The organism is Bacillus methanolicus MGA3, from assembly GCF_000724485.1.
Taxonomy (GTDB): Bacteria; Bacillota; Bacilli; order Bacillales; family Cytobacillaceae; genus Bacillus_Z; species Bacillus_Z methanolicus_A.
This window is the reverse complement of the sequence record NZ_CP007739.1, coordinates 948,989-968,396: the sequence shown is the minus strand read 5'-3', so window position 1 is coordinate 968,396 and position 19,408 is coordinate 948,989. Positions and strand designations below refer to the sequence as shown.

The 19,408-nt window shown below is 38.9% G+C and carries 19 protein-coding genes; 6 read left to right on the top strand and 13 right to left on the bottom strand.

All coding sequences use genetic code 11. The annotated features are described in order from the left end of the window. Positions 1 to 54 precede the first annotated feature (54 nt). From cphA to BMMGA3_RS04790, 4 genes are all read right to left on the bottom strand, one after another. Positions 55 to 2,691: a cyanophycin synthetase gene (cphA, locus tag BMMGA3_RS04800; protein WP_038502075.1), complete on the bottom strand. Its 2,637-nt coding sequence runs from the start codon at positions 2,689 to 2,691 to the stop codon at positions 55 to 57. 4 nt (positions 2,692 to 2,695) lie between these two features. After that, positions 2,696 to 3,496 (bottom strand): cyanophycinase, encoded by an 801-nt coding sequence (locus BMMGA3_RS04795; RefSeq protein ID WP_004433727.1) that lies wholly within the window; start codon positions 3,494 to 3,496, stop codon positions 2,696 to 2,698. Positions 3,497 to 3,682: 186 nt separating this feature from the next. Continuing rightward, the gene (locus BMMGA3_RS17780) at positions 3,683 to 3,841 is read right to left on the bottom strand and encodes a hypothetical protein (protein WP_004433726.1); all 159 of its coding nucleotides are present in this window, start codon (positions 3,839 to 3,841) and stop codon (positions 3,683 to 3,685) included. A 235-nt stretch (positions 3,842 to 4,076) separates the two neighbouring features. Then, positions 4,077 to 5,165, bottom strand: a complete 1,089-nt coding sequence (locus tag BMMGA3_RS04790; protein WP_004433725.1) for a spore coat kinase CotI — start codon at positions 5,163 to 5,165, stop codon at positions 4,077 to 4,079. A 213-nt stretch (positions 5,166 to 5,378) separates the two neighbouring features. Here BMMGA3_RS04790 and BMMGA3_RS04785 point away from each other — a divergent pair, with 213 nt between their 5' ends. The 4 genes from BMMGA3_RS04785 (at position 5,379) to BMMGA3_RS04770 (ending at position 8,571) form a co-directional block, all read left to right on the top strand. Then, positions 5,379 to 6,539: a glycosyltransferase family 4 protein gene (locus BMMGA3_RS04785; RefSeq protein ID WP_004433724.1), complete on the top strand. Its 1,161-nt coding sequence runs from the start codon at positions 5,379 to 5,381 to the stop codon at positions 6,537 to 6,539. Position 6,540: 1 nt separating this feature from the next. Next, positions 6,541 to 7,608, top strand: a complete 1,068-nt coding sequence (locus BMMGA3_RS04780) for a CotS family spore coat protein (RefSeq protein ID WP_004433723.1) — start codon at positions 6,541 to 6,543, stop codon at positions 7,606 to 7,608. Then, positions 7,601 to 8,077 carry a hypothetical protein gene (locus tag BMMGA3_RS04775; protein ID WP_004433719.1) on the top strand — a complete coding sequence of 159 codons (477 nt, stop codon included), beginning with the start codon at positions 7,601 to 7,603 and terminating at the stop codon, positions 8,075 to 8,077. The genes BMMGA3_RS04780 and BMMGA3_RS04775 overlap by 8 nt, the downstream gene beginning before the upstream one ends. 77 nt (positions 8,078 to 8,154) lie before the next feature. Then, a complete protein-coding gene (locus tag BMMGA3_RS04770) occupies positions 8,155 to 8,571 on the top strand; it encodes a hypothetical protein (protein WP_004433718.1) in 417 nt (138 codons plus the stop codon). A 226-nt stretch (positions 8,572 to 8,797) separates the two neighbouring features. Here BMMGA3_RS04770 and ltrA read toward each other — a convergent pair whose 3' ends face one another. The 5 genes from ltrA to BMMGA3_RS04750 form a co-directional block, all read right to left on the bottom strand. Further along, a complete protein-coding gene (ltrA, locus tag BMMGA3_RS04765; RefSeq protein WP_004433715.1) occupies positions 8,798 to 10,057 on the bottom strand; it encodes a group II intron reverse transcriptase/maturase in 1,260 nt (419 codons plus the stop codon). Next, positions 9,999 to 10,184 carry a hypothetical protein gene (locus BMMGA3_RS17115; protein ID WP_004433713.1) on the bottom strand — a complete coding sequence of 62 codons (186 nt, stop codon included), beginning with the start codon at positions 10,182 to 10,184 and terminating at the stop codon, positions 9,999 to 10,001. Before BMMGA3_RS17115 ends, ltrA begins: the two co-directional genes overlap by 59 nt. Positions 10,185 to 10,654: 470 nt before the next feature. Then, positions 10,655 to 11,797 carry a glycosyltransferase family 4 protein gene (locus BMMGA3_RS04760; protein WP_004433711.1) on the bottom strand — a complete coding sequence of 381 codons (1,143 nt, stop codon included), beginning with the start codon at positions 11,795 to 11,797 and terminating at the stop codon, positions 10,655 to 10,657. Continuing rightward, entirely contained in the window at positions 11,794 to 12,753 is a 960-nt protein-coding gene (locus tag BMMGA3_RS04755; RefSeq protein ID WP_004433709.1) for an NAD-dependent epimerase/dehydratase family protein, read from the bottom strand. Before BMMGA3_RS04755 ends, BMMGA3_RS04760 begins: the two co-directional genes overlap by 4 nt. Beyond that, positions 12,750 to 14,039, bottom strand: coding sequence for a UDP-glucose dehydrogenase family protein (locus tag BMMGA3_RS04750; protein ID WP_004433708.1), 1,290 nt, complete (start codon positions 14,037 to 14,039; stop codon positions 12,750 to 12,752). Before BMMGA3_RS04750 ends, BMMGA3_RS04755 begins: the two co-directional genes overlap by 4 nt. A gap of 186 nt (positions 14,040 to 14,225) precedes the next feature. Here BMMGA3_RS04750 and BMMGA3_RS04745 point away from each other — a divergent pair, with 186 nt between their 5' ends. Next, complete coding sequence (locus BMMGA3_RS04745; RefSeq protein WP_004433706.1) at positions 14,226 to 15,032, top strand: UTP--glucose-1-phosphate uridylyltransferase; 807 nt, start codon at positions 14,226 to 14,228, stop codon at positions 15,030 to 15,032. Positions 15,033 to 15,344: 312 nt separating this feature from the next. Then, positions 15,345 to 16,802 (top strand): catalase KatA, encoded by a 1,458-nt coding sequence (gene katA / locus BMMGA3_RS04740; protein WP_004433703.1) that lies wholly within the window; start codon positions 15,345 to 15,347, stop codon positions 16,800 to 16,802. 65 nt (positions 16,803 to 16,867) lie between these two features. Here katA and BMMGA3_RS04735 read toward each other — a convergent pair whose 3' ends face one another. The 4 genes from BMMGA3_RS04735 to dhaK are packed head-to-tail and all read right to left on the bottom strand — an operon-like array spanning position 16,868 to position 19,168. Beyond that, positions 16,868 to 17,113 carry an HPr family phosphocarrier protein gene (locus BMMGA3_RS04735; RefSeq protein WP_004433702.1) on the bottom strand — a complete coding sequence of 82 codons (246 nt, stop codon included), beginning with the start codon at positions 17,111 to 17,113 and terminating at the stop codon, positions 16,868 to 16,870. Between the two features lie 25 nt (positions 17,114 to 17,138). Further along, positions 17,139 to 17,531 (bottom strand): dihydroxyacetone kinase phosphoryl donor subunit DhaM, encoded by a 393-nt coding sequence (gene dhaM, locus BMMGA3_RS04730; protein WP_004433700.1) that lies wholly within the window; start codon positions 17,529 to 17,531, stop codon positions 17,139 to 17,141. Next, positions 17,528 to 18,154: a dihydroxyacetone kinase subunit DhaL gene (dhaL, locus tag BMMGA3_RS04725; protein WP_004433698.1), complete on the bottom strand. Its 627-nt coding sequence runs from the start codon at positions 18,152 to 18,154 to the stop codon at positions 17,528 to 17,530. Before dhaL ends, dhaM begins: the two co-directional genes overlap by 4 nt. A gap of 18 nt (positions 18,155 to 18,172) precedes the next feature. Continuing rightward, on the bottom strand, positions 18,173 to 19,168 hold the full coding sequence (gene dhaK / locus BMMGA3_RS04720) for a dihydroxyacetone kinase subunit DhaK (protein WP_004433696.1): 996 nt from the start codon (positions 19,166 to 19,168) through the stop codon (positions 18,173 to 18,175). Between the last annotated feature and the right edge of the window lie 240 nt (positions 19,169 to 19,408).

Sequence of the window (19,408 nt, the reverse complement as noted above, 5' to 3'; positions counted from 1 at the left end):
GCAATTCTCCCAAATAAAAATAAGACTTGGAGTCATTCACTCCAAGCCTATTGTTTAGCCGCTTCTTTTTTTGTTTAAAATGGTTTGTTTTTCATGAACCATCGAAAGAAATTGAGTTATACTCGAAAACTCTTCATATGAAAAGAGGAGGAGATCTCCTTCTCTTGACAATTCCCATGCTTCTGCAAACGCAGCTAATTCATTTCTAATTATATAAATATTTTCACTCCCGATTCCTTCTTGTATTGCGGCATCCCTCATGATACCGGCAATTTCAAACGGAGCCCTGCCTCTCAGCTCTCTATCCTCCTTAATAACAAGTAAATCCGAATTCTTAGCAGCAATTTTTGCCAGATTTGCGACTTCATTGTTATTTCTATCACCTGGTGCGGAAAGCACGGTGATGATGCGATTTTTTTTTAGTTCCTTAATTGTATCGTAGATAGCCATTAACCCGGCAACGTTATGTGCATAGTCGACAACAATTTCCCGCCCATTTTTGCTTATTTTATTAAATCTTCCTTTAGATTGTTTAAAATCAGGTTCGAACGATAAAACTCTTTCTTTTAACTGACTTATTGAAATGCCTTGAGAATGTGCCGCGGCTAAAGCTTGCAATAAATTGGCAATATTATGTTTAGCTGTACCGTTTATCGTAATTGGAATTTCCTGGGAAGGGAGGAACTTTGTTTTAATGTTTTTCGATACGTGAACAATCCACCCTTTATGATCAAGATACCAGGCGATACCTCCATTAACAGCTGCTTCATTAATATATGGGTTATCAGCGTTTATAGACGTAAAAATAATGTTTCCTTTAGTATAATCAGCCATTTTCACCACTTCAGGGTCATCGGCATTTAAAACACAATAGCCCCCTTCAATCACAACTTCAGGTATTAATCTTTTCAACTTGACAAGCTGCTCAAACGTTTCAATTCCATCCTGTCCAAGATGGTCTTCACTCACATTTGTTACGATTCCAACATCACAATAACGAAATGCAAGACCTTCACGAAGAATTCCACCCCTCGCTGTCTCCAATACTGCTAATTCAACGTTTGGATTGCTTAGAACCATTCTTGCACTTATTGGGCCGCTGCAATCTCCTTCATCAATACATTGACTTCCAATGTAAACCCCATCCGAATTGGCCATTCCAACCGTAAAATTTTCTTTTTCGATTAAATGTTTGATCAATCGGGAAGTAGTCGTTTTCCCATTCGTACCAGTTACAGAAATGATAGGTATACTTGCTTGCTCCCTGTTTTTAAAAAGATATTTAACAATTTCTTTGCCAACATCTCTTTTTTTGCCTTTACTCGGAAAATGGTGCATACGGATTCCCGGTGCCGCATTTACTTCAACGACCACTGCTTCTTTGTGATTTAACGGTTTTGTTATGTCCTTACAGATAAAATCAATTCCCGCAACATCAAGTCCAATGGCCTTCGCAGCCGTGATAGCCATCTCTTTTATTGAAGGGTGGACATCGTCCGTTACATCAATTGCTTGTCCCCCAGTAGATAAATTAGCATTTCCGACCACCTGCACGATCTGGCCTTTATCCGGAACAGAATCAAGTGTTAAATCAAATTTTTCAAGATAACATGATACTGTAAAATCAAGCGGAATTTTTGACATCGGTTTTTCATGCCCATCTCCGCGCTTAGGATTTTCATTTTCAAGTTCAATTAATCTCCGAATCGTATCCTGTCCGTTTCCAATCACAAATGGCGGGGTCCGAAGGCTTGCTGCTGCGAATTTATTATTAATAACTAAAAGCCTGTAATCATTTCCGTCATAATAACGCTCAATAATAAATTCTTTCACATGTTTATCTAAACAATTTACAACATTGAATAGCTCATCTTTATTTCTAATATTTGTAATAACTCCTTGCCCTTGTCTCCCTTTAAGAGGTTTTATAACAAGCGGAAAACCGATTCTTTCAGAGGCCTTAAAGATTTCAGTCAACGAAGTGACAACTTCCCCTTTAGGGACAGGAACACCACAACTTGAAAGAATCATCTTCGTCACCTGCTTATCACAAGCTCTCTCTACAGCAAGAACGGAAGTCTGACTTGTAATCGTGGCTTGGACAAATTTTTGCTTTGATCCAGTTCCAAGCCTGAGCAAACTGTCGGTTCCTATTCTTTCTACAGGAATTTTCGAATTCATTGCCGCATCAAAAATTGCCTGCGTACTCGGTCCAAGTTTGTTATTAGAATAAAGGTCTGAAATTTGTGAAATGTACTTTTGGATTGGAATTAAACGTTGACCCTTTAATATTTTTTCTATAATTTCCATTGCTGATTTAAAGGCATGGAATCCGGATTTTGGCTCTTGATAATCATAAGTGATATAATAGATGCCTTTTTTATTGCTTGTAATCGTTTTACCTCGTTTTGCATCAATGCCGGCAAGAACTTGAAGTTCGATTGCCACATGCTCGAGTATATGTCCCATCCAGGTGCCTTCTCTTAACCGATCAATAAAGCCGCCTTGATACCCGAGCGAGCACGTATGTGTTTTTAGGCTTGGGATAAGTTCTAAAAGTCTGTCTGTAAATCCGGGAATAGCATTTGAAGGGAGTAATTCAAGTTCCTCTATATCCAGTTCAATCCAAATAGCAGGCCTTAAACTGAAATAATTTGGGCCTTTCAAATACCTTACTCGGTTGATCTTCATTCGTTTAATCCTCTTTTCTATGAATTAGTTGTCTCGTAGTCAGATCAAAGCTAAAGCCATTTGTAAGCGTATGCAATTTAAAATTGGATATTGTCAGCTCTTCCCCTCCGCTTTCAGATATGGCCAAATCAACTAAATTTCCTTCTTTACCGTCGATGACAAATACTTGGTGTTCGCCATAAACTTTGAACTTATCGTTTTCTACAAGAATCGCTGTGTTTTCATCAATGCCGATCCCAATTAAATTCTGGTTTTCTGCTATGGCTCCGAGCAGCCTTCCAAACCGCGCTCTCTGGGAAAAATGCTGGTCAATTAAAACATCAAGAAAACCAAATCCATCCTCCATTTCAATCTTTAAACCTTTATCAGACTCTTTTGTTTTCGCGGAAGCAATCATGCTTTTTCCCATTATGGATGCCCCGGCACTTGTACCGGCGATAACCATTCCGTTTTTCCACCGTTCAAAGATCGCGTCGTACAATTTTGTTTTGCCAATGATCTCCGCTAAACGGCTCTGGTCTCCGCCTGTAATAAACAAGGCTGATATTTGTGACATCGTATCCGAAAAATCCTCTTCATTTGCTTCATTTCTGGAATGTATATTAAACACTTTGATTTCTTCTGCATTTAGTTTGCGAAATACGTTGATATAATCAGCACTCACCTCATCGGGAATTTCGGAGGCAGTTGGCAAAATGCCAATTGGACCTTTATTTCTTTTTGCCAACTCCATAAATTTTCGCAGAATCTCTTCTCCGTTATACTTTTCTTCATGTCCACCGATAATCAATAATTCTCCATTCATCATTGACCACCTTAGAATAAATTTTGTAAAACAAATTCAAACAAAAAAATCCCCCATAAGATGGGAATTTTATTAAAAATAAGCAATGCCTTAAGTATTTTTTCCAATCATGCAAAAGAGATACATAAAAAAATTAAAAAAGACCGAGGCTGACTCAAAAGTCAGCCTCGGCCCCGCTACAGATCATTATTGTCCTGATTCTTCTGTTTTTGTATTATCAGCATCTTGATTTTGTTGTGTATTTGTTCCATCTGTTTTCTTGTCATTATTGGAGCAACCTGTGGCAATACCTGCTACCATAAAAACTGCCATTAAAGCTAATAACCATTGTTTAAGACCTTTCATTTCATTTGCCTCCTTGAAATCTTACAATTTTTATTACAGTCCTATCATACAAAAAGTACGAAAAAAAAGAATGTAATTTTGAAAAAATTTACAATATTTTATTTTATCTTAATATCGTGTATTTTTCTTAACTAACTTTTTAAACGTAAACAGCCTTTTCTCTCTTTACAATAATGATTAATAAGACTTGTTGCCTAATTGAAAAATCCCGGCGGCCGCCGGGATTATCGCATTGCTATTTTTCCTTAATAAGGGTTTGCAGTGCCTGTAATTTAATTCTTTCATATTCCATCGCCCCTGCCAATTCATCCACAAGCATCGGGGTTTTTCTCACAAATCTTTCACGGGCAATATCATACAACTCATATGGGAAAAGCATATCAATGAACATAATTTGCTTTTGTTCATGCGTTAAAGGAGATACAGATTCATAAGCACGAATCATAATATCAAATGTTTCCTGATCCCATACTCCTGTTGTATCAAGTAAGGGGATGATCATTTTTCTGAGATCCCGTATTGGCAAATCAAATGATACCGTATCAAGATCAATAATCCAAATTTGACCGTCGGTTCCTAGGAGCGAGTTTCCTGTTCCGTAGTCCTGATGGCATAAGTTTGGCGACTTTTTCACTGTATTTACCCACGAAGGATATTCTGATTCCAACAACATTTTTAACGTATCATTCCCGTTACGGATAAACTCATCAATGTCCGCTAAATACAATTCGGAAAAAGGGTCGTCTTGGAGTTTTCTTGCAGAAATCTTCCATGTTTCCATATGCTGGCATCTTTTCATGTAGTGATATGGCCAGCGCCCCAATTTTGTAAAAATTGGAATTCCCTCTGGAGGCTTATACCCGATGGACGCAGTGTGAAATTCTGCCAATCCCTTCATGATAAATTCCAAATCTTCTTTAACTGTCAACTCAAACGGCCTTCCTTCTATCCAATCATATACAACAAATAAAAATGGCCCATATTTTGTATAGAGCTCCCTATTTTTATTTGGAATAATTCCTGGAACACGGAATCCTTTTGTCGCAAGAAAATTTTGTGCGTTTATGGAAAACAATGCTTTCTTTTCGGGCCTGTGAATTCGTTTGAGGCAGATAGGTCCTTCTGAAGTGTTGATTTTCCAAACTAACGCCATTTGTCCGCCTTGAATCACTTCAATAGAAGTAATGGACACATCCCAATATTGGATAATGGATTCTGCCAGCCTAGTCAATTTTGCTTCCTCTTCCGGAGTCAATAGGAATTCTCCGGCCTCATCTTTTTCAATTACTTTTTTTGCGTGTTCTTCCGCCAAAATGTTCACCATCCTCATACCTTCTTGTAATCAATGTATGGAAATACACCCAACCTTGCCCTTGTTTTCCGGTTCATTTAACCAAATTGGGTTTTTCTCCTGTGACATATGCCCTTTTTTAAAAACAGGAATGGGATAACTCACCATGTCCCGACTTAACTCGTATCATAAAGAAACAGGAATATTTTTTTCTTTTCATCTGTAACGTGAATGGAGGAAACATCTATGAAAATTGCACTTGCAGCTACAGAAAAGCTTCCTGTGCCGGCAATTCGCGGCGGAGCCATTCAAATATATCTCGATTCAGTCGCTTCAATTATTGGGAAAACCGCGGATGTTTCAGTTATTTCAATTAAAGATCCAGAATTGAAAGAATCAGAAGAAAGAAACAATGTCAAATATTTGCGGTTTGACGAAGACAGTTACTTGGAACAACTGACAACGCATGTAAAAAATGCTAAGTACGATGTCGTCCATATTTGCAACCGGCCGACTTGGATCAAAACTCTTGCTGAGGCTTCACCAGAAACAAAGTTTGTACTTAGCGTTCATAACGATATGTTCGCGCCTGATAAAATATCAGATCAGGAAGGAATGGATTGTATTTCCCTGGTTGCAAAAATCATTACCGTCAGCGACTATATCGGCAATACCATTACTTCCCGCTTTCCTGATGCACAATCGAAAACAAAGACTGTCTATTCCGGTGTCGACTTGGAGGATTATCATCCGCAGTGGACAGCAGAAGGATCCCGAATCCGCAGAAGAATTAGGGATGAATTAGGACTTGAAGGAAGAAAAGTTGTTCTTTTTGTAGGGAGATTGAGCAAGGTCAAAGGACCGCATGTGCTGTTGCAAGCAATGCCAAAAATTATTGAAGAGCATCCAGATATCATGATGGTTTTCGTAGGATCAAAGTGGTTTGGAGATGACAATGTAAATAATTATGTAAAGCATCTTTATACATTTGGATCTCTTTATCTGGAAAATGTAACTTTCATTAAATTCGTTAAACCGCGCGACATTCCAGGACTCTATACGATGTCCGATCTTTTTGTCTGTTCTTCGCAATGGCAGGAGCCCCTTGCCCGTGTACATTATGAAGCAATGGCAGCCGGACTTCCGATTATTACCAGCAACCGGGGAGGTAATCCAGAAGTTATCGAGGAAGAAAAAAACGGGTTCATTATTTATGATTTTGAGAACCCCGATGCCTATGCAATACGGATTAATCAACTTTTAAGTAATACAAACCTTTGCCAGCGACTTGGAAAATACGGACGCGCAAAAGTTGAAAGAGATTTCGGATGGGAGACTGTATCAAAAAATCTCATAAGTGTTTATAAAGAAGCAATGAGATATTCCTTAGGCAGAAAGGATGAGTGATGTGGAAGAACCAAGCAAAATTAACCATGATTATCTTGAAGGAATTCTTGACTATTATCCTTTCGATGTTAAGGATATCACCCTTTTTTCTAATAAAAGCGGACGAAAAACATGGGAGATTCAAACGAGTGACGGCGTAAAAATTTTAAAGCAGGCTATGATGAAACCTAGAAGAATGCTTTTTATTGCAAATGCCCATTTGCACCTGCTTGAAAAAGGTCTGCCAATCGCTCCCATTCATTTGACAAAGAATGGTTCCTTATGTCTCGGTTTAGGAGACTTAGCATTTGTTATGTATGATAAAGTCTCCGGTAATGAAATGACATATTACAGTAAAGATCATCTTGGAAAAACACTCGAATTTGCAGCCCAATTTTATCAGGCTTCAAAAGGATACCAACCGATGAAAGAGAGCAAAAAACGGGCTCGTCTTAACAAATGGCAAAAATTATACAGGTGGAAGCTTCAAGAACTTGAAGGCCATAAAAAAATTGCTGAATCTTTGCCAAACGATCCATTCTCAATCCTGTTTTTGGAGTATGCCGAAAAAATGCTTCAAAGAGGCAGAGACGCATTGCAAAACTTAGACGAATCTTATTACAAGCAATGTACGATTGATGTATTAAATGAAGGTGGTTTCTGCCAGCAAGATTTTACTCTTGCCAGATTAATTGAAGTGGATGGATCAGCTTTTATGAAAGAGCTTCATTCCATTACGCAAGACTTACCTTCAAGAGACCTTCGAATTCTCCTAAACAAAGTGATGAAAAAAATGTCTGTATGGGACCATGATCTTGCGATTCATATGCTGCGTTCTTATGATTCTGTCCATCCTTTATCAAAAAACCATTACCGCATCCTTTGGACAGATTTAACCTTCCCACATCTATTCTGTTCCATTATTCATAAATATTATCTTGGACAAAAGCGATCCTGGTCTGACGAAAAATACATGTGGGCGCTGCAAAACATTGTAGCCGTTGAAAATTCAAAAGATGAATTCTTGAGCAGTTTTTCAGATATTTATCTTGAAATAAAGCAGCAGAGCGGAGGGAAGAAGGATGTCTGAAAAAAATGACAAAAACTTTATTCCAAAGCTGGAACTTGAAAAATTCACATTTTCTCCTCCTGGTCCGATGGGCTGGAGTTTTTCAGAGTACGAAAAAATCCTTGACGATCCTGAAGCTATTCAAGATAAACAAACTACCGGATTAGACAATCTTAAAGAGATATCCAATGTTCAAATAATTGAATTTCCCACAACTTCTAACCTTTCACAATCATATAATATTAAGGAAAATAAAATTACATCCGTTGAACACGATGAAAAATCTTTGAACTTAATCAAGGAAGAAGAGGGGCTAGAGTTAACAAAAGAAGTTGCTGATCATGAAGAAAGCTCTGAAGAATTTTTGGATGAAAATCTTAATGACGAAGAGTCTGCCATTGAGGAAATTCCTCTGCCAAGGGTAAAAATCATTATTGAAGAAAGATCAAAAACTACACCATTTCTTACACATGTAATAAATAAAAATTAAGAGTAAGAGTGTAATGTTTCATTTTAGAAAAGCATAATTTATGGATAAAACAAAAAATTTTCAGGAGGAATATAATAATGGAATTTATCAACTATGAATTTGAGGAAAGTACTGAACTTGAATATGACTTTGAAGGGGAAGAATCATCTGAATCATCCAATGAGGAAGAGTCGTATGAATCAAGCAGCGAGGATGAAGAATCAGTGACTTCAGAAGAAGACGAGTCTCAGGAATCAAGTGAGTCTTATGAGGGTTCCGAAGAAAACGAGTCCAGCGATGGTTACGAATCTGATGAAGAATCTGAAGATAACGAGTCTAGCGATGGTTACGAATCCGACGAAGAATCTGAAGATAACGAGTCTAGCGATGGTTACGAATCCGATGAGGAATCTGAAGAAAACGAGTCCAGCGATGGATACGAATCCGACGAGGAATCTGAAGATAACGAGTCTAGCGATGGTTACGAATCCGACGAGGAATCTGAAGAAGACTAGTCAAGTGATGAAAACAAAGCAGAAGAATTAAACGATGATACATCCGAGGAATTCAGTAGTCTGAAGCACCAGACCATTAATATCTTAAAATGAATTCCCTAAAAAAGGAATCATGGATCCGAAAATTACAATTAAGGAATTGGTTCATCATAATCGAGTAGGAGGGGGTGACTAACCCCCGTCCTCTCACACCACCGTACGTACCGTTCGGTATACGGCGGTTCAATTAAGTATGACGTAGAAAATGATATCTCTCGAATAGACTTCTTAACCCTTGTTGACTCCAGTAGGAGTTATCGAGGGTTTTGTGTAGAATGGGACTGCAGGCAATCCGCCAGTATTTCTTGCGTGTATTGCCCCACTCGATTGCTTTATGACTTGGAACACCTAATGCTCTAAGTTTCCGAATTCTTGTTTTCGGCGTTTTCCACTCTTTCCATAAACACATTCGAAGTCTTCGTCTTATCCATTCATCAAATTCTTTGAACTTGCTTGGTGTATCTGCCAAGGCAAAATATCCACACCATCCCATTAGGTACATGTTCAGTTTCTCAATTCTTTCCTCCATTCGATACGGTTTGGATCTGGATGTGATTTCACGGATCTTGTTCTTGAATCGTTTCACACTTTCTTTCGCCATCCGTATCTTGGGTGTTTTGTTTGGTGTAAAGCTAAAACCGAGAAACTTCCGTTTCCAAGGACGGTCTACCGCCGATTTCTCTTTATTTACCTTGAGCTTTAATTCCTTCTCGATAAAGTTAGTAATGGAGTTCATGACACGAATTCCTGCTTTCTTTGTTTTCACGTAGATATTACAGTCATCCGCGTACCGTACAAATTTATGTCCACGTTTCTCAAGTTCCTTGTCCAACTCGTGAAGCATGATGTTTGATAATAGTGGACTAAGCGGTCCACCTTGTGGCGTTCCCATGTCTGTTTCCATTACCACTCCATTTATCATCACGCCTGATTGAAGATACCGGCGGATTAACTTAAGTAAAATCCGATCTTCGATCGTTTTCGCCAAGATCCCCATCAGTTTGTCGTGGTTCACCTTGTCAAAGAATTTCTCTAAGTCTATATCGACCACCCAGCGATATCCTTCTTTGATATAGCCCTTTGCTTTCCTGACCGCGTCATGTCCTCTGCGGCTTGGGCGAAAGCCGTAGCTATGTTCAGAGAAGGTCGGATCGAAGATTCTCGTTAACACTTGGGCGATCGCTTGTTGAATGAAACGATCAGTCGCGGTGGGGATACCTAGAAGTCTTACTCCGCCGTTCGGTTTCGGGATTTCGACTCGACGAACGGGTAAGGGTTTGTAGGTTCCCTCTCTTAACGACTGTCGAATGGAGTCCCAGTTTTCATAGAGGTGTCTCCGTAGGTCTTTTGCGGGCATGCCATCTACTCCGTGACTTCCTTTATTCTGTTCAACTCGTTTTAATGCCGATAGGAGATTTTCCCGTGACAAAATCAGTTCCATCAACATAGATATCCTCTCCACGTAAACGAATCCCTCTATTTGTGCCATCTTCTGCTCCACCCTCTTGAAGTCCCCCGTGGGATTCACCACTTCCTCCTTCAAGTAAGTCCTGCCGGATTGTCTGCTTCAACACAGAAGATGAACGCGTAGTGTTTCGTTCTCCTTAATTGTTCGGTCCTTCCTCTTTCGTCTCGAGCTCGAAAGAGTACTATGACCTCTGCTGACTTCTGACTGCTCAGCTATCTATCGCTAGATAGGTTACCAAGATTACTTGGCGTGCCAGTCAGATCTCCCCGGGTAAGAGTGTAATCTTTCCTTCCATCTATCTGCTTCATTTACTCTGTATCACCTTCGGCAGAAAGGGCTTTGTTTTGTTTTGCAAACTCACCCAGTGATACCTAGCCTTATATGAAGTTCGTATTCCTCAGACCGGAAGTTTGCCGTCCGCTTCCTTCAGATTCCGCGTTACCACGGACACCCTTGCGTTATGCTAACTGCTACTTCTGCCTTCACAGCTCGGGACTTGCACCCTATAGATTACACCCATGCCGGGCGCACAAAGATGAAAGGCAGCCCGCAAAAAATGGGCTGCCCTTCTTCTTTCTATTCTTCTTTCAACGCTTGATTATACACTTTTTCAAGGCGCTCATACACATGTTGAAAACAAAAATTCAGTTCAATCAGTTTTCTGCCGGTTTGTGCCATTAATTGCGCATGCCCCTGATTCGAAAAAATATAATCAACCGCTTTTGCAAAATGATTTGGGTTTTGATAATGATTGATCAAAAAGCCATTAAAGCCATGTATGACCACTTCTGCATTTCCCCCACGGTTTGTTGTAATAACGGGAATGCCTGCTGCCATTGCTTCATAATGAACTCGGGCAAGCGGTTCATTCCATTGGGAACTGCAAATAAAAACATCAGCCATTAAAAACATATCCGGTATGTCAGATGAAGGAATATACTTTGTAAAAATAATATGGTCCTCTAATGGCTTAGCAAGGTCATATAGCATATTTACATAACCATTTATCCGATTATCGCTGAACCACTTCCCTCCCACAATAACAAGAACTGCATCATTATGTTTTCCAGCAAGTTCTTCCATTGCCTGAATTAAAAGGTGAGGCCCCTTTGTTTTGCTTAATCTTCCTACAAAAAGAATGACTTTTTTATCTTGGATTCCATATTTATCCCTTAATTCTTTCCTTTTGCTTTCTCCTTCTTCTGTCCAAACCGGTTTAAAACTTTCCAGATCAACACCTGAATAAAGAACACTTAATTTGCTTTCTGCCCGAGGAAAGCGATTAACAACAGTTTTTTTAATATAGTCGCTTACTGCTGTAATTTGTGCTGCTTGCTCAATCGCTTCTTCCCCATCAATCCTTGAAATCTTCTTTTCTGAGAACATATCATTATGAAGACTTAAAACTATCTTGCTGTGCGGAGATGACATTTTATACAAGTTTACATTTTTAGGACGATTAAAGACATGAATGATATCGAATTGATGGTTCCTTAATTCTTCTGCAACCATCAATCGGTAATTTGTTCTCGGAAAGCGAATGTACTCAACATTATCCATTCTTTCACGATCGGGAAGCTCCGGATCCGATATGGAGAACACTGTTAAAGAATGATTCTTTGCAAAAAAAGGAACCAGTCCGTCAATCATCATCTGAATGGCTCCTCCTTTTATGGCCGGTGATGGAAGCTTTTCCGTACAAATAAAGGCTATATTCATTTCGCATCATCTCTATAAAATTTAATTAAATATAGGCACTCCTGCTTTAAACCTTCCTTTAATCCTGTAACGGGATTATAATCAAGAAGTTTCTTCGCTTTTGATATGGAGGCCCATGTATGTTTCGGTTCACCAGCCGGCTGTTCTAAAAATATTCGCTTTGCTTTTAAGTCTGTTATCTCCTCAAGAACATCAAGAACTTCCAGTACGGAAGCCCGCTCTTTTCCTCCTATATTAATCGTTTGGCCAACTGCCTTGTCACTATTTAAAACCGAAGCAGTTGCCCTTGCGCAATCACTTATAAAAGTAAAGTCTCTCGATTGTTTTCCATCACCAAATATCGTAACAGGCTCATTTTTTAGTAATTGGCGAATAAATCGATGAAAAGCCATATCCGGCCTCTGGCGCGGGCCATAGACAGTAAAAAATCGGAGAATGACGACTGGAAGGCCAAAATACTTTTCGTATACTCTGCATAAATGTTCCCCAGCAAGTTTTGTAATTCCGTAAGGCGACAAGGGCTCAGGCAATTGGTCTTCTGAAACAGCTCCATATTTTTCACCATATATAGATGAGGTAGAAGCATAGATAAATTTCTTGATGTTCAAATTTTTACAAGCCTCCAACAACCGCTGAGTCGCTAATATGTTATAATCAATATAGTGTTTAAAATCGTCTCCCCAGCTTGAACGAACTCCGGGAATAGCAGCAAGGTGGTAGACAGCATCTACCCTTGAAATTATATTTTCAAGCGGCATTGTCAATAAATTATCTCTGATAAATTCAAACTTCGGATTTTCCGAAACGTGTAATAAAAAATCTTTTTTCATTTTAGGTGGAGTTGGTCCGATAAAAAAATCAATTCCAACTACTTTTTCCACATCTTTGTTTCGGAGCAATTCTTCACACAAATGTGAACCGATGAAACCCGCCGCTCCTGTTACTAAAACTTTCATCCGCGACCAACTCCAATGTATTCAAATCCCAGCGCTTTCATCTTATCAGGTTCAAGACAATTTCTGCCGTCGACAATGATATTACCTTTCATTTTTTCTTTTACATATTGCCAATCAAGTTGAATGAATTCATCCCATTCTGTAGCAAGAATCAGACAATCAGCCTGATCAATAGACTCTTCCAAGGTTTCTGCCTGTGTTGCTTTTTCAAGAACATGTTCCGGCAGCCGGGCTTTCGGGTCATAAGCAAAAAGCCGGCAATCTTGATTCATTAATTTTTCGATTAATGCGATCGCTCTTGAATATCTAGTATCGTCTGTATTCGGTTTGAATGAGATTCCAAGGACGGTTATTTTTTTACCCCGCAAATCATGCATCACAGCGAACAGTTTTTTCATATAAAAATCAATCTGTGTTTCATTAACAGATTGGACGGCTTGTAAAATTTGTGCAGTAACATTTTTTGAAACTGCGGCATAATACAATGCTTGCAAATCTTTAGGAAAACAAGAGCCCCCGTAACCGAGGCCGGCTTGGAGAAATTGTGGACCGATTCGAGGATCTGCACCAATTCCTTTTGAAATCTCCGTTATATCAACACCATATGCTTCACATATTCTTGACATTTCATTGATAAATGATATTTTTGTTGCGAGAAAGGCATTATTTGCATACTTTATCAGCTCTGCTCCAGTCAGACTCGTGACTATAAAAGGCGCTTTGATGCCATTATATATTTCCCTCATAACAGGAAGCGACCTGGAATCATTCTTTTTTAGGCCGATAACGGTCTTATCTCCATGAAGCATATCATATACTGCCGAACCTTCTCTGAGAAATTCCGGATTTGAAACGATATCAAAATATTTCCGTTTAACACCTTTCTTCATTAACAATAGTTCAATCATTTCGTTTGTCCCCGGAGGGACGGTGCTTTTTGTAATAACTGTCTTATAAGAAATAATTGTTTTTGATAAATCTTCAATTACAGAAAGCACATATGTTAAGTCAGGTTTTCCATCTTGGTCGGAAGGTGTTCCAACTGCAATAAAAATTGCATCAGATTTTAGGATTCCTTTATAGCTATCCGTGCAGAATGTAATACGTTGCGAATTATTTTCTATAAGCTCACGAAGCCCCGGCTCATAAATAGGGATCTTTTTTTGCCGAAGCTGTTTTATTTTATCTGGATCTTTATCGATGCATATAACGTCATGCCCTAATTCCGCAAGTACAGCTGTTGTCGTCAGCCCTACATACCCCGCTCCTAGTACACATATGTTCATGAAGTATCTCCTTCCTCTACGGTTCAAGCTTATATATTGTATTAATGGACAAGTTGGTGTTGTGACACATATAAAGCCCAAAAGCTTGACAATCGCACATATTGCGCACATTTTACATGGACAAAGTTACCTAATAAAACTGTCCGAATAGAATAGGAGCAACAATGTTTTTAAGGGGAGATATTCTTGATAAGAAAAGCGATCATACCTGCAGCCGGATATGGAACACGCAGTCTTCCGATTACGAAAGTTATTCCAAAAGAAATGTTCCCAGTGGGAGTCAAACCAGCGATCCATTATATTGTTGAAGAAGCTCTTGATTCGGGAATTGAACAAATATTAATCGTTGTTTCAAAACGAAAAGGACTGATCCTCGATTATTTTGATGATTCTCTTGGGTTAGAAGTTTTTCTGGAACGGGAAAATAAACAGCACTTATTGAAACAGCATAAAATCCCGGATGCAGAAATGTACTATACCCGCCAGTCTTATCCAAAAGGGTTGGGTGATGCCGTCCGGCTCGGAAAACATTTTATTGGAAACGAACCTTTCGCCGTTCTTCTTCCTGATGATATTGTTCTTTCGAAAAAAACTCCCGGGTTAAAACAACTTATTGAAGACTATACGAAGCATCAGAAGAGTGTGATCGGATTAAATGTTGTCAAACCCGCATTCCTTAAGAATTATGGGGTTATTAAAGGGGCTGAAATCAAACCCGGAACGTTCCAGCTTGATGATATCGTTGAAAAACCGAAAGAAAATCCTCCTTCGAATCTTGCGGTTATTGGAAGATATATATTTACCCCGCAAATTTTTTCCCATCTTGAAAATCTTAAACCAGGTGCCGGCGGTGAAATTCAGCTGACAGATGCAATCAAAACAATGCTCCAAACAGATAAATGCTTTGGAAAAATTATTGAAGGCAATCGATTTGATATCGGCTCTACAAACGATTATGTTAATCTTCTCCAAACCATCAGTAAAATGGACTGACTTTATAGAAGCAGTCCATTTTTGTGTAGAAAAGGGGCGGAGCTGCGCTATTAAAAATTGAGTTAACAAGATACATATTTTTGCTTTGTAATGTTTTAGAATGGAAAACGCTCATCTAACATATGTATATTGTGAAACAATCTTCGTTTTTTTAAGTAGTTCCATGTTTGAAAAATCGCTGCATTTCTCCATCATCTATTATTATTTTAATCTATTTATTTTGTTAAAATAATTATAAAATAGTATTTATTTTTATTAATAAGTATTATCTTTATAATTATCAATAATCAATTTATCTGAGGTGATCTAATCGTGACCACAAATAAGAAAAAACTTACTACAAGCTGGGGTGCTCCTGTTGGCGATAACCAAAATTCAATGACTGCCGGACAGCGCGGTCCTACTTTGATACAAGACGTATATCTTTTGGAAAAGCTTGCGCATTTTAACCGTGAACGTATACCTGAACGTGTTGTCCATGCGAAAGGTGCAGGGGCGCACGGCTACTTCGAAGTCACAAATGACGTAACGAAGTATACAAAAGCAAAATTCTTATCCGAAATTGGAAAACGCACACCTGTATTTATCCGTTTCTCAACTGTAGCCGGAGAAGCTGGTTCTGCTGATACAGTCCGTGACCCTCGCGGATTTGCTGTCAAATTCTATACAGAAGACGGGAACTACGATTTAGTTGGCAACAACACACCTATTTTCTTTATTCGCGATGCGATCAAATTCCCTGATTTCATTCATTCACAAAAAAGAGATCCGAAAACTCATTTAAAAAACCCAACAGCCGTATGGGATTTTTGGTCTCTCTCACCAGAATCACTTCATCAAGTAACCATTTTAATGTCTGACCGCGGTATTCCAGCTACATTCCGCCACATGCATGGATTTGGCAGCCATACATTCAAATGGGTGAATGCTGAAGGGAAGGGCGTATGGGTGAAATATCACTTTAAGACTGAGCAAGGTATCAAAAATTTGGCCCCTGATATTGCCGCAAAGATTGCCGGGGAAAATCCTGATTATCATACAGAAGATTTATTCAATGCGATTGAAAAAGGCGATTATCCAGCTTGGAAACTCTTTGTGCAGATCATGCCATTAGAAGATGCAAATACTTATCGATGGGATCCATTCGATGTCACGAAAGTTTGGTCTCAAAAAGACTATCCTTTAATCGAAGTTGGCCGGATGGTGCTTAACAGAAACCCGGAAAATTATTTTGCAGAAGTTGAACAAGCTGCATTTTCACCTGGCCAAATGGTGCCTGGCATCGAACCTTCTCCAGATAAAATGCTTCAAGGCCGCTTGTTTGCATACTCTGATGCAGCCCGTTACCGCGTAGGTCCAAATCATAACTTGCTTCCAATCAACAGCCCAAAAGTGGAAGCAAATAACTACCAGCGTGATGGCGCAATGCGTTTTGACAAAAATGGCGGAGGATCTGTTTATTATGAACCTAACAGCTTTGACGGACCAACAGAATCAAAAGAAAACAAAACAACCTCTTATTCTGTATCCGGTATAGCTGACAGCGTTTCATATAATCATGATGACCATTACACACAAGCAGGCGATCTTTACCGTTTGATAAGCGCGGAAGAACAAGCACGTCTCGTTGAAAACATAGTTAATTCAATGAAGTCTGTTGAAAAAGAAGAAATTAAACTTCGCCAAATTGCGCACTTCTATAAAGCAGATCCAGAATACGGAATACGGGTTGCAAAAGGTCTAGGTTTACCTGTACAAAAGAAAGTTTAATTGGGGGTCTTGCCCTCATCTTTAATGATGCAAAAAAGCGACGGGGGCTATGTCCTCGTCGCCTTTTATAAATTATTTATAAGCCAATTCATAGTTTCTTCTTCATCAATTCCATCTACGGTTACACGAATCGTTTGCCCTTGTTTAATCGAAGCTGTCATCATGCTTAAAACGCTTTTCGGATTAATTTTCTTTTCTCCATCATAAAAAAAGACTGTACTTTTGAACTGGTTTAGTTTTTTTACAAGTTCTGCGGCCGGTCTTGCATGGAGACCATTTTCTATTGAAATCGAAATTTGTCTTTCTATCATAATGTTCACCTCATTGGTAAGCCTATCAATGGACCTTTTGTAAATTTTTTGCTGCCTCCGCTGCAGCGACAACCTCCTCCAAAGTGCTGCCAATTCCAGCTTCGACCACTGCTGCATATGCTCCCTCCACAAGAGGAGCATCAGCAATTTTTATATTTGGATGATTTTCGAGCATTTCAATCGCCATTTCAGCATTAATGAGAGCACTTCCTAAATCAAACAGGATAACAACTCCCTTTTCTGAATAAACGGATTCTATTGCTTGCTTAATTTTAAACACATCTGTACCGATCTCATTGTCATCCGTACCGCCAGCAACCGCTAGAGGAACATTTTCCTGAATTTGTTTTAACAGAGACTCCAATCCCTTTACTATTTCCGGACTATGAGAAATTAAAACAATGCCTACATGATTCATAATTGTACTCCTTTGCAAACTTTTGCTAATTCTGTAAAGAAGAAATGAGAAGATGCAGCCCCGGGATCAATATGTCCGACCGAGCGTGGACCCAGATAAGAAGCTCTTCCTTTTTTTGCCTCTAATTCCTTTGTTTCTTTCATTTTTTTATTGGATAATTCCATTAAGTCATCCCAATTCAGATCCTCGCCATAAGACTTTAAGAAGTCCACTACTGGTATCCAGACATCGATCATTGTCTTTTCATGATAGCTGGCTTTACCTCTTGTTTTTATTCCTTCCAATGCCTCCGTTAACGCTTCCGTTAATTCTGTTATGGTAATTTCTTTCTTATCTTTTAATGATGCAGCTGCTTTTATAAAAGCAGTTCCATACAAAGGGCCTGATGCACCGCCTACTTTTGAAAGTAAAATCATCCCTGTTTCCTTAAATAGAGTACCTAAATCATCATAAGAAGTATTTTCGATTTTTTGAATCACCTCGTTAAAGCCTCTGGCCATATTAATTCCGTGATCCCCATCACCTATAGCCTGGTCTAATTCTGTCAAATACATTTTTTGCTGCTGGTAAACCTCATTCAATTGTTTTAACCACAATTTAGCTTCTTCCACACCAAAACTCATAAAAATACTCCTTTCTGTTTATTTCTTAAAAGCGATTGTATCAGCACTAGCATCTAACAGCTCTATCAGTTGATCATCAAGGCGAAGAAGGGTAATCGAACAACCTGCCATTTCCAGAGATGTCATATATTCTCCTATAAAAGTCTCATAGACAATAATATTTTTCTCCTTCAAAATTTTTGATACTTTATTATTTACAATATACAGCTCCATCAATGGAGTTGCTCCAAGTCCGTTAATCATAACGGCAACTTTGTCGTTTTCACTTAATTGCAGCTGATCAAGCACTTTGTTAAGAAGAATTTCTGCCACTTCATCAGCTGTTTTCATCTCACTTCTTTCAATTCCAGGTTCCCCATGGATGCCCATTCCAATTTCCATTTCTGATTCTCCAATAGTAAAGCTAGGTTTTCCTGCAGCAGGCACAGTACAAGGCGTTAACGCCATCCCCATTGAACTTAGATTCTCAACTACCTTGTTTGCCACGGCTGTTACTTCTTCCAAAGAAGCTCCCTTTTCAGCTAAAGCACCAGAAATTTTATGGACAAAAACCGTCCCAGCAATTCCTCTTCTGCCGACTGTATATGTAGAATTTTCTACTGCTACATCATCATTTACGATCACTTTTGATACTTGAATTCCTTCTGCTTCCGCTAGTTCCGCAGCCATCTCAAAATTCATTACATCGCCGGTGTAGTTTTTAATGATAAGGAGAACACCCTTGCCGCCATCAACAGCTTTGATCGCTTCCAAAACTTGGTCAGGGGTAGGTGAAGTAAAAACTTCGCCGACAACCGCTCCATCCAGCATTCCTTTACCAACATACCCTCCGTGTGCAGGTTCATGACCGCTCCCTCCTCCACTAACAATTCCAACCTTTCCTTGAACAGGTGCATCGGCACGAACAATTACATTCGTGTTAGGAACTTGCTTTAATCGATTTGGATATGCAGCCACAAAACCCTCTATCATTTCTTGCACAACATTTTCTGGTTGATTAATTAATTTTTTCATCTTTTATCCCCCTTACACTTTTACATAAAAATATTTATTTTAAAAACATGCAAACTCAATAATCTTAAATGTGAAAGTGCTCTCAGTTGATAGATTCGAATTTATCATAATAATATAATATTATATCAAATTTAGAAATTTTTCGTTTTTTCTTTATGCAAAAAAGCAGGGCTGATTCAAAAGCAATAGGCCAGCCCCGTTTATGAAATCAGATATCGACTTATCCAAATACAATATCAA